Below are 11,291 nucleotides of genomic sequence, written 5' to 3'. Positions count from 1 at the left end.
TTGTGAAACTCTTCCATCTCCAAACCTCGTTTGGCGCACGCTCCCGCCAGCGGCTCTAGCCTTTGCGAAACCGTGCGCTGTGGTGAACGGCCGTCCATGCGGCCATTGAACGCTTTGCGTCCAAATCACCGGAAAGGCAAGCGCTAATTCTGGATCTCTTTCAGCGTGTCGGTGCCGTGCTGTTCGGCCAGCGCACGCATCTCTTTCAGGCGCCGCTGATATTCCGCTTCGGAGATCGCACCGGACTTGCGCGCCGCGCCGAGCGACGTCAGGCGCGCCTGCATGTTTACCGCCTCTTCATTGGTCATTTGGGTCGTTGCAGCCGGCTTCTGACCGTAGACCGAAGGGTAGTTTTCAAAGTTGGTGGTCTGGCTGTTGCAGCCTGCAAGCGTGCCGATGAGGACGATCCCTGCAACAAAGGTGATGGAGCGCTGTTTTCCGACGGCAAGCATGCTGAAGAGAACCTCTGATTTGACGGCGCGACGATGCGCTAGCCCTTGTAATCATTTTCGGGCAGAATGTAAAAATACAAAACAAACAAGATGCTGTGGAGGACACCGGGTGACAGCAGAGAGGAATGCGGAAGGCAAGGACGGCTTCGCAGGCTTCGACCCCAGATCCGTCGAGCCTTACATCGTCAAGGACCCGGAAAGCCTCGCCGTCAACCTCGCCCGCGCCATGGAGCAGCTTGGAAAGGCAGCATCCGCCTGGCTCGCGCCGCGCGAATCGGGTCAGAAATCCGATACTTTTGCCGAGCCAGTCACCGATATGGTGAAGACGCTTTCCAAGGTGTCGGAATACTGGCTATCGGATCCGCGCCGCACGCTGGAAGCCCAGACGCACCTCATGGGCAGCTTCTTCGAGATCTGGTCGCGGACGCTCCACCGCATGTCGGGCGATGCGGCGGCTGCGGATGCGCCCGCCCTTCTTCGCAACGACAAGCGCTTTACCGACGAGGATTGGGTGAAGAACCCGTTCTTCGACTTTATCCGCCAGGCCTATTTCGTCACCTCGGACTGGGCCGAGCGCATGGTCGAGGATGCGGAGGGGTTGGACGACCATACCAAGCACAAGGCCGCCTTCTACGTCCGGCAGGTTTCGAGCGCCCTTTCGCCAACCAATTTCGTCACCACCAATCCGCAGCTCTATAGGGAAACCGTCGCATCGAGCGGTGCCAACCTGGTCAAGGGCATGCAGATGTTTGCCGAGGACATCGCCGCCGGCCGCGGCGACCTCAAGCTCCGGCAGACCGACACCAGCAAGTTCGCGATCGGCGAAAACATCGCGATTACGCCCGGCAAGGTCATCGCCCAGAGCGACGTTTGCCAGGTGCTGCAATATGAAGCGACGACCGAAACCGTGCTGAAGCGGCCGCTGCTGATCTGCCCGCCCTGGATCAACAAGTTCTACGTTCTCGATCTCAACCCGCAGAAATCCTTCATCAAATGGGCTGTCGATCAGGGTCACACCGTATTCGTGATCTCCTGGGTCAACCCGGACGAACGGCACGCGACGAAGGACTGGGAAGCCTATGCCCGTGAAGGCATCGGTTTTGCGCTCGACACTGTCGAGCAGGCGACCGGCGAGCGCGAGGTCAATGCCATCGGTTACTGCGTCGGGGGCACGCTGCTTGCGGCCACGCTTGCGCTGCATGCGGCGGAAGGTGACGAGCGTATCCGCTCCGCCACGCTCTTTACGACCCAGGTCGATTTCACCCACGCCGGTGATCTCAAGGTCTTCGTCGACGAGGATCAGATAACTCAGATCGAACAGAACATGAGCGTGACCGGCTATCTCGACGGCTCGAAGATGGCGACCGCCTTCAACATGCTCCGAGCCTCGGAACTGATCTGGCCCTACTTCGTCAACAACTACCTCAAGGGCCAGGATCCCCTGCCCTTCGACCTGCTCTACTGGAACTCCGACTCGACCCGGATGCCCGCCGCCAACCACTCGTTCTATCTGCGCAACTGCTATCTCGAGAACAAGCTGTCGAAGGGCGAAATGATGCTCGCCGGCAAGCAGGTCTCGCTCGGCGACGTCAAAATCCCGATCTACAACCTTGCCACCAAGGAAGACCACATCGCACCGCCGCGCTCGGTTTTCCTTGGCAGTTCGTCCTTCGGCGGCAAGGTCACCTATGTGCTCTCGGGCTCCGGCCACATCGCCGGCGTCGTCAACCCTCCGGACAAGGGCAAGTACCAGTTCTGGACCGGCGGCCCGCCCAAGGGCGAGTTCGACGACTGGTTCAAGTCTGCGAAGGAAACGCCGGGCTCCTGGTGGCCGCACTGGCATCAATGGCTCGAGAAGCTCGACAAGCGACGTGTTCCCGCTCGCAAACCCGGCGGCCCGCTGAATACGCTGGAAGAAGCGCCGGGTTCCTACGTGCGCGCCCGCGCCTGAAGCCGCAACAGGACTCGCCTTGATCTTCGATCCGCCGCTCGCACAAGCGACCCTCGTCCAGCGTTACAAGCGCTTTCTCTTCGACGCCGTGCTGCCGGATGGCACGGCGATGACCGGCTCGTGCCCCAACACCGGGTCGATGCGCGGCCTCACCACGCCCGGCTCGCGCATCTGGATGTCGGAACACGACAGCCCGACGCGGAAATATCGCCAGATGCTCGAAATCGTCGAGGCCGACGGTACCCTGGTCGGCATCAATACCGGCCTGCCCAACCGGCTCGCGGAAGAGGCCATCCGGCTCGAGCTTGTCTCCGACCTGCACCGCTACCAAAGCCTTGCCCGCGAACAGCGATACGGGCGCAATTCACGGATCGACATCTTGCTCAGCGACCCCGAGCGCGGCCTGGCCTATGTCGAGGTGAAGAACGTGCACTTCAGTCGCGCGCCCGGTCTTGCGGAATTTCCGGATAGCCCAACCGCCCGTGGCGCCAAGCACCTCGACGAACTCGGCGACATGGTCGAAGCGGGCTATCGCGCCATCATGATCTATCTCGTGCAGCGCGGTGATTGCGACACGTTGCGGATCTGCCGCGACTTCGATCCGGTCTATGCCCGGGCGTTCGACCGCGCGATGACGCGCGGCGTCGAGGCCTATGCGGTGAAATGTCGGGTTTCGCCGACCCAAATCCAGCCGACCGGATTGATGACAGTGGACGAGACAGCCCTCGCTGCTTTATGAAATCCGACTTGGAACAAATGAAAGTTTTGGAATGGTGACTTACATCGAGGCGGGGTCTGCGCCCTACAAGAACACTGGCGTCATCCGGCTTTATGGAGCGGATGGGTTTGAAGGGCTGCGCAAGGCCTGTCAGGTGACGGCGCGCTGCCTTGATGAACTTGTCTCTCGCGTGCAGCCCGGCGTTACGACCGACGAAATCGACCGCTTCGTGTTCGAATTCGGCATGGACAATGGCGCCCTGCCCGCAACGCTGAACTATCGCGGCTATACGAAGTCGTCCTGCACATCGATCAACCACGTCGTCTGCCACGGGATCCCCAATGACAAGCCGCTGCGCGAAGGCGACATCGTCAACATCGACGTGACCTATGTCGTCGATGGCTGGCACGGCGATTCGAGCCGCATGTATCCCGTGGGCGAAATCAAGCGGGCGGCCGAGCGACTGCTCGATGTCACCCATGAAAGCCTGATGCGCGGCATCGCAGCCGTTCGCCCGGGCGCGCGCACCGGCGCGATCGGCGAAGCGATCCAGACCTATGCCGAAGCGGAACGCTGCTCGGTCGTGCGCGACTTCTGCGGCCATGGCGTCGGCAAGCTCTTCCACGACGCGCCGAACATCCTGCATTATGGCCGCGCCAATGAAGGTCCTGAACTGCGCGAAGGCATGATCTTTACCATCGAGCCGATGATCAACCTCGGGCGCCCGCACGTGAAAGTGCTGGCAGACGGCTGGACCGCAGTTACCCGCGACCGGTCGCTTTCGGCCCAGTACGAGCACACCGTCGGCGTGACTGCGGACGGATGCGAGATCTTCACGTTGTCACCCGCCGGCCTGTTCAAGCCCGGCGTCAGCACCCTCGGCGCCGCATGACAAAGCGTCCGATCTCTACTGACGGCGACATGACGCCATCGGCGGATGAACGGACGTTCTTTCCACAGTTTCAGCTGGACGCCGTGCCGGTGGCCAAGAAGGCACCGGCACCCGAAGCGCACTACCACGGACACCGAGACCGACTGCGCACGCGCTACCGGGAACAGGGCGACGCGGCGCTGGCCGACTACGAAATCCTGGAGATGTTGCTGTTTCGGCTGATCCCGCGCAAGGATACCAAGCCGATCGCAAAAGCCCTGCTTGCGCGTTTCGGCACGCTTGCCGGCGTCTTCGGCGCGCCGATTGCGCTGTTGCAGGAGGTGAACGGCATCGGCGAGGCGGTGGCTCTCGATCTCAAGCTCATCTCCACGATCGGCCATCGGACGCTGAAGAGCGAACTTCGCCAGAAGCAAATCCTTTCGTCGTGGAGCGCCGTCATCGACTACTGCCATGCGGCCATGGCTTACGAGACCAAGGAGCAGGTCCGAATCCTGTTCCTGGACAAGCGCAACGCGCTGATTGCCGACGAAGTGCAGCAGACGGGCACCATCGACCATGCACCTGTCTATCCGCGTGAAGTGGTGAAGCGCGCGCTGGACCTCTCGGCCACGGCGATCATCCTCGTTCACAACCATCCATCTGGCGACCCGACCCCGTCTCGCGCCGATATCGACATGACCAAGCTGATCGTTGAGACGGCGAAACCGCTCGGCATCGCCGTGCACGATCACATCATCATCGGCAAGGACGGACACGTCAGCCTGAAGGGCCTGCGGCTGTTCTGATCGCCCTGCTCCCACATCGCCGCTTCGTGGCAAAAGCAGTGGCAAAGCTCCTCATCCCAGAAGGCCATCTTCCCCAGACGAGCGTTGGTGCTCAACGACCATATGCACGAACTGCAGCTTGGCCACTGTCGGCTTCGACATCACGAAGGGGTAGAAGTCCGGCTGGCCCATGCTGCGCGCCAACTCGTTGAGCACCATCGTCATTTCGATCCAGGAATTGAGCAGCGATAGAAATCGCTCGGCGCCGGCGTCGGCGGGCGCATACAGAGCATCGCTCTCGAACGGCTGGATCGCAGCCTCCAGATCCTCTGCGTCGAGCCCAAACCCGAGCGCAGTGCCGAGGCTGTCGACCACGTGCAGGTAATGCGCCCAGGTTTCCGCCCAATCTTCCCAGGGGTGCGTGGAAGCATAGGAGCTGATGTATCGGTCAGCCCAGTCTGCGGGCGGGCCGTTTGCGTAGTTCGCCTTCAATGCCTCCGCATAATCGGCCCGCTCGTCGCCGAAGAGCGCGCGAAACGGTTCCAGCCAGGGGCCGTTCAGAACGAGCCGGTTCCAATAGTAGTGACCGACCTCGTGTCGAAAATGGCCAAGGAGCGTGCGGTAGGGTTCATGTAGTTCGAGCCGCATCTTCTCCCGCTCGACAGAATCTGCCTCTTCGACGTTGACCGTAATCAAGCCGTCAGCATGCCCGGTCAGCACACGCGGCCCTTCCGGCGGAGAACGGAGGAAGTCGAACATCAGGCCGTGTGCCTCGTCCTCGTCGACCTTGGACTTCACGGGCAAGCCAAGCGCCAGCAACTGCGACACGAGCCTTCGCTTTGCCACCTCAAGCAGCCCCCAGTAGCGGGCATTGTCCTCGCGGTCGAGATCCGGAATTGTTCGGTTTAGCCCGCATGCGATGCACAGAGACCTCGGCTCGCTCGCCGCCAGCATCCAGTTGCATTGCGCCGGCGTATCGCGGTTGCCGCAATATTTCAGCAAAGACTGGTTGCCGTCTGCGAGCCAGGTGTCTGGCTCTGGGCCGGGCTCAAGCGACAGCAGCGTGTCTTCACTGGGCAAATAGCCGAGCGGCGCCTGGCAGTTGTTGCAAACGATATTGCCGAAGAAGATGTGCCTGCCGCAGCGACACAAAAAGGTGCGCGAGTATCGCTTGGCTACCTCGCGCTGCTTCCAGTTCGCGCCGATCAGCTGGCCGAGCGTTTCCAAAAGGGTTGCCACCACGTCCTCCGAACCCGGGAATTGGTACTTCACGCTTTGCTTCAGGCGCTCCGGCCTACAGCCATTTCGCCCGGCGGAAGAAGCGATAGAGCGTCCCGCACAACCCGATGATCACCGCCAGAACGACAAAATAGCCGTAGCGGAACTTTAGTTCCGGCATGTCATCGAAATTCATCCCGTAAATGCCGGCAATCGCCGTCGGCACCGCCAGGATCGCCGCCCAGGACGCGAGCTTGCGCGAAATCTCCGTCTGTTCGGATTGCCCGACCATCAGGCTCGTTTCGAAGGTGAAGGCGAGCACCTCGCGCAGCGCGTCGATATCCTCCTGAACGCGGCGCACATGGTCCGTCACATCGCGGAAGAGCGGCTGCAGCGCCGCGTCCATGCCCGGCAGCTCGATATGCTCGTGACGGCGGCACACATCGACCAAGGGTACGACGGCGTTGCGCAGTCTGAGGAGGTTGCGGCGCAGCAGGTAGAGCCGCTCGATGTCCTTCTTGATCAGCCGTTCACGCAGCAAGCGATCTTCCAGTTCCTCCACTTCTTCATGGATCGCCTCTATGACGGGCATGTAGTTGTCGACGATGAAATCGAGGATGGAATAGAGGATGTAGTTTTCGCCATGGGCAAGGGCCGCCGGCGAGGATTCGCAGCGCTGGCGGACGGCCATGTAGGAGGTCGACGCACCGTGTCGGACAGAGACGACATAACCGCGCCCGACAAAAAGATGGGTTTCGCCGAAGGCAATCTCGTCGCCGACCATATGGGCGGTGCGGGCAACGACGAAGATCGACTCGCCGTAGATCTCAAGCTTCGGCCGTTGATGCGCCTTGCACGCATCCTCGATCGCCAGATCATGCAGCTCGAACTCCTGCTGTACTTGGCGAAGAAGATCGGCGTCCGGTTCGTGCAGACCGATCCAGACGACGGTACCCGGCCGCGCCCGCCACTTGCCGGCATCCTCAACCTGGATATCGCGGACCCGCACGCCGTTCTCGTAAACCGCAGCGGCGACGACACCCGGTCGTTGTTCCGGGTGCGAGTTGAGGTCCTCGGCTTCGGACTGCGGCACAACCTTGTTCGTCAGCTCCAATCCCATCGCGACCTCCCAGGCAAACACGAAACCCATGGGCTCGGCATGTCGATACGAAGCCAAGCATACGCGCATTTCCTTATATTCTCACCCGACAGTTTTCAGATATGAAAACCACTTCATTAAACGGTGCCATTGACGATATAGAGGCTTCAAAGCGACAGTCTTTCGCATCGCACAACGATTCCATCTTGCAACGGAAAAGCCCATGAACCAGTTCGATCTCATCGTTGTCGGAAGCGGGCCGGCCGGTCGCCGCGGCGCCATTCAGGCCGCCAAGCTCGGCAAGAAGGTTCTCGTCATCGAACAGGGAAAACGCGTCGGTGGCGTTTCGGTTCACACCGGCACCATTCCTTCGAAAACCCTGCGCGAGACGGCTCTCAATCTGTCGGGCTGGCGCGAGCGCGGGTTTTACGGGCGCGCATACCGCGTCAAGCAGGAGATCAGCGCCGACGACCTGAGGCAGCGCCTGATCATCACACTCAATCACGAAGTCGAAGTGCTCGAGCACCAGTTTGCCCGCAATCGCGTGCAGCAGATGCGCGGCAAGGCGAGCTTCGTCGATCCGACGACACTTGAGGTCGTCAAGGACGACGGCGAGACCCTGCTCGTGTCCGGCACCAGCATCATGCTTGCCGTCGGCACCAAGCCCTTCCGCCCGGACTACATGCCCTTTGACGGCAAGACGGTGCTCGACAGTGACGAACTGCTCGATATTGCTGAGCTGCCGCGCTCCCTGGTGGTCATAGGCGCCGGCGTCGTCGGCATCGAATACGCGACGATCTTCAGCGCGCTTGACACCCAGGTAACGGTCATCGACCCGAAGACGACGATGCTCGACTTCATCGACAAGGAGATCGTCGAAGACTTCATCTATCAGTTGCGCGACCGCAACATGAAGCTGCATCTTGGACAGAAGGCCGACAAGGTCGAGCGACTGGACGATGGTAAGGTGCTGCTGACGCTCGACAACGGCCGCAAGATCACAACGGACATGGTGCTCTTCGCTGCGGGTCGCATGGGCGCGACCGACACGCTCAACCTGCCGGCGGCGGGACTTGAGGCCGACAGTCGCGGGCGGCTCAAGGTCAACCCCGAGACCTTCCAGACCTCCGTGCCGAACATCTACGCTGCCGGCGACGTCGTCGGCTTTCCGAGCCTTGCTTCGACGTCGATGGAACAGGGCCGCATCGCGGCCCGGGTCGCTGTCGGCGCCATCGCCATGGAGCCGCAGAAGTACTTCCCATACGGCATCTATGCCGTACCGGAGATCTCGACCTGCGGCCTTTCGGAAGAAGAGGTCAAGGAGCGCGGTATCCCGTATGAATGTGGCATGGCGCGCTTCCGCGAGACCTCGCGCGGCCACATCATGGGCCTCGATTCCGGTCTGTTGAAGATGATCTTCTCGTTGAAGACCCGCCGCCTGCTGGGCGTCCATATCATCGGCGAAGGTGCGACCGAACTGGTCCATATCGGCCAGGCGGTCTTGAACCTCAAAGGCACGGTCGAGTATTTCGTCGAGAACACTTTCAACTACCCGACGCTTGCCGAAGCCTACAAGATCGCCGGTCTCGATGCCTGGAACCGCATGGGCGAAATCAAGCAGGAATCGGCCAAAGCGTAAGCGGGCGCGAACGCTGTGGACAGGGGACTGTCGCGAAACTTGAAGGATCGGCCGTCAGCGGCGAGGCAATTTGCGTCATTGCCTCGTGCCTCTTCCCGCGTTGCCGGACAGGCGCGAAATCGGCAATAACGCTCCGAAAGAGACACGAATCGGGTAGCTTCACCGCTCGTTTGATGAAGAGGCCCGACGCCATGCGTATCCTTTCGCTCAATGCCTGGGGCGGCAAGCTGCACGCACCCTTGATGACCTACCTCGCCGACGTCGATGCCGATGTGTATTGCTTGCAGGAAGTCGGGCGTTCGCCTCGCAGCAAAGCCGAATGGCTGATCTATCGCGACGTCGGCGTCGAGTTGCCACAGCGGGCCAATCTCTTTGACGAAATTTCAGCCCTGCTTCCTGAGCACGATGGTTTCTTCTGCCCGACGGCCCAGGGCACGCTGTTTGACGGCGAAACACTCATACCCTCGGAATTCGGCCTGGCCACGTTCGTGCGGCGAACCCATTCGGTGATTGGCCAGGCGCTCGGCTTCGTCCACGGCGCGTATTCGGCCAACGGTTGGGGTGCGCATCCGCGCGCCCGCAATGCTCATTGCATCCGCCTCTTCGATCACGACGCCGGCAGGGCAATCACAATCGCCCAGATGCACGGCCTGCGCGCGGTCAACGGCAAGGGCGACAGCCCGGAACGCAGCGCCCAGGCCGAAGCACTGGCAGGGCTCATTCGCCAGGTCTGGCCGGGGGACGAGCGCCTTGTGGCGTGCGGAGACTTCAACGTGCTGCCCGACAGCATAACGTTTCCAGCACTCGCTGAACTCGGCTTGACCGACCTCGTCGTCTCTCGCGGTCACAAGGACACCCGGACGTCACACTATTTGAAGGATGGTCGGTTTGCCGACTACATGCTGGTGAACGCCAGCGTCGATGTCTCAAGGTTCGATGTCGTCGCTGAGCCGGAAGTTTCCGACCACCGTGCCCTTCTGCTCAACCTCGCCTGACGGTCGTTGCCGTCGATACCAGACACGGCAGACCGAATGAAAAAGGCCCCGCCGCAAGCGGCAGGGCCTTCTTTTATTTCTAGGCTTTGGTCCGATTACTCGGCGCTGTCGTCAGCGGCCTTCTTCTTGGCCGGAGCCTTCTTCTTCGGAGCGGCAGCTTCTTCGCCTTCAGCGGCTTCAGCCTTGGCAGCAGCCTTCTTCTTGGCCGGAGCCTTCTTGGCAGCCTTGCCTTCGCCTTCTTCGTCGTCAGCCGTCAGCTCTTCCTTGGAAACCGTCTTGTCGGTTACCGAGATTTCGCCGAGCAGGTGGTCGACGACCTTTTCTTCGAACAGCGGAGCGCGCAGCGAAGCGGCAGCACCGGGGGTGTTCTTGAAGTAGTCGAGGATCTGCTTTTCCTGGCCCGGGAACTGGCGGAGCTGTTCGAACAGCGAACGCTGCAGTTCGTCGTCGCTGACCTGAACGCCGGCCTTTTCGCCGATTTCCGAGAGAACGAGGCCGAGGCGAACGCGACGCTCAGCGAGCTTACGATATTCGGCGCGGGCTTCTTCTTCGGTGGTTTCTTCGTCAGCGAAGGTCTTGCCGGCCTGCTGCAGGTCGGTGTTGATCTGGCGCCAGATGTTTTCGAATTCGGCGTCGACGAGGCGCTCCGGCGTTTCGAACTGGTAGAGTTCGTCCAGCTGGTCGAGGATCTGACGCTTGACCTTCTGACGGGTCAGGTTGCCGTACTGGCTTTCGATCTGGCCGCGGACGATTTCCTTCAGCTTGTCAGCCGATTCGAGGCCGAGCTTGGTGGCCAGTTCGTCGTTGATTTCGATGTCCTGCGCGCCGGCAACGTCCTTGACGGTGATGTCGAAGGTCGCTTCCTTGCCTGCAAGGTTTGCAGCCGGGTATTCAGCCGGGAAGGTAACGGTGATGGTCTTCTCGTCCCCAGCCTTGACGCCAACGAGCTGCTCTTCGAAGCCCGGGATGAAGCGGTTGGAGCCGAGAACCAGCTCAGCGTCTTCGTCCTTGCCGCCGTCGAAGGCAACGCCATCGACCTTGCCGAGGTAATCGATCGTGACGCGGTCGCCGTTGGCGGCCTTGCCCTTCTTCGATTCGTAGCTGCGGGCGCTTTCGGCGATCTTCAGGATCTGCTCGTTGACTTCGTCTTCAGCGATCTCGACGACTTCGCGGGTCACCTTGATGCCGCTGACGTCCTTGAGTTCGATCGCCGGGATGATTTCGTAGGCAACGGTGAATTCGAGGTCGGCTTCAGCGTTGAGGATCTTGTCGGCTTCGGCCTCGTCCTCGGTCATCGCGATTTCCGGCTGGGTCGCCGACTTTTCGCCACGGCCCGACAGGATCTCGGTCGGCTTTTCGCGAACGATCTCGTTGACGAGATCAGCCATGATCGACTTGCCGTAGATCTTCTTCAGATGCGCAGCCGGCACCTTGCCCGGACGGAAGCCGTTGATCTTCACACGGTCCTTCACTTCGGCCAGGCGCTCGTTCATACGAGCTTCCATGTCCTTGGCCGGGATAACGACCTTGAGTTCGCGCTTCAGCCCTTGAGCGAGCGTTTCG

At 61.0% G+C, this 11,291-nt stretch carries 10 protein-coding genes; 6 read left to right on the top strand and 4 right to left on the bottom strand.

The window, feature by feature from the left end; genetic code table 11:
• Positions 1-143 precede the first annotated feature (143 nt).
• Positions 144-452, bottom strand: coding sequence for an SHOCT domain-containing protein (locus VGO04_RS00395; RefSeq protein WP_327493976.1), 309 nt, complete (start codon positions 450-452; stop codon positions 144-146).
• Between the two features lie 109 nt (positions 453-561).
• On the opposite strand from VGO04_RS00395, the gene phaC reads away from it, so the two are divergent.
• From phaC to radC, 4 genes are read left to right on the top strand one after another with little or no spacing between them, the layout of a single operon-like run.
• Positions 562-2,403: a poly(3-hydroxyalkanoate) polymerase subunit PhaC gene (phaC, locus tag VGO04_RS00390; RefSeq protein ID WP_327493975.1), complete on the top strand. Its 1,842-nt coding sequence runs from the start codon at positions 562-564 to the stop codon at positions 2,401-2,403.
• A gap of 19 nt (positions 2,404-2,422) precedes the next feature.
• Positions 2,423-3,142, top strand: a complete 720-nt coding sequence (gene sfsA, locus VGO04_RS00385) for a DNA/RNA nuclease SfsA (RefSeq protein ID WP_327493974.1) — start codon at positions 2,423-2,425, stop codon at positions 3,140-3,142.
• A 31-nt stretch (positions 3,143-3,173) separates the two neighbouring features.
• Positions 3,174-4,013, top strand: coding sequence for a type I methionyl aminopeptidase (gene map, locus VGO04_RS00380; RefSeq protein ID WP_327493973.1), 840 nt, complete (start codon positions 3,174-3,176; stop codon positions 4,011-4,013).
• Complete coding sequence (radC, locus tag VGO04_RS00375; protein ID WP_327493972.1) at positions 4,010-4,798, top strand: RadC family protein; 789 nt, start codon at positions 4,010-4,012, stop codon at positions 4,796-4,798. Before map ends, radC begins: the two co-directional genes overlap by 4 nt.
• Before the next feature lie 51 nt (positions 4,799-4,849).
• Here radC and VGO04_RS00370 read toward each other — a convergent pair whose 3' ends face one another.
• Complete coding sequence (locus tag VGO04_RS00370; protein ID WP_327493971.1) at positions 4,850-6,019, bottom strand: zinc-binding metallopeptidase family protein; 1,170 nt, start codon at positions 6,017-6,019, stop codon at positions 4,850-4,852.
• A 52-nt stretch (positions 6,020-6,071) separates the two neighbouring features.
• Positions 6,072-7,115: a magnesium and cobalt transport protein CorA gene (locus VGO04_RS00365; RefSeq protein ID WP_327493977.1), complete on the bottom strand. Its 1,044-nt coding sequence runs from the start codon at positions 7,113-7,115 to the stop codon at positions 6,072-6,074.
• Positions 7,116-7,317: 202 nt separating this feature from the next.
• Here VGO04_RS00365 and sthA point away from each other — a divergent pair, with 202 nt between their 5' ends.
• Both sthA and VGO04_RS00355 read left to right on the top strand, forming a co-directional pair.
• Positions 7,318-8,733: a Si-specific NAD(P)(+) transhydrogenase gene (gene sthA, locus VGO04_RS00360; RefSeq protein WP_327493970.1), complete on the top strand. Its 1,416-nt coding sequence runs from the start codon at positions 7,318-7,320 to the stop codon at positions 8,731-8,733.
• Positions 8,734-8,924: 191 nt separating this feature from the next.
• Entirely contained in the window at positions 8,925-9,728 is an 804-nt protein-coding gene (locus VGO04_RS00355; RefSeq protein ID WP_327493969.1) for an endonuclease/exonuclease/phosphatase family protein, read from the top strand.
• 95 nt (positions 9,729-9,823) lie between these two features.
• Here VGO04_RS00355 and tig read toward each other — a convergent pair.
• The coding region (tig, locus tag VGO04_RS00350) for a trigger factor (protein ID WP_327493968.1) at positions 9,824-11,291 on the bottom strand (1,468 nt) is incomplete at its 5' end.

It is taken from the genome of Ensifer sp., assembly GCF_035999185.1.
Classification (GTDB): domain Bacteria; phylum Pseudomonadota; class Alphaproteobacteria; order Rhizobiales; family Rhizobiaceae; genus Ensifer.
This window is presented reverse-complemented; position numbering and strand designations above follow the sequence as displayed.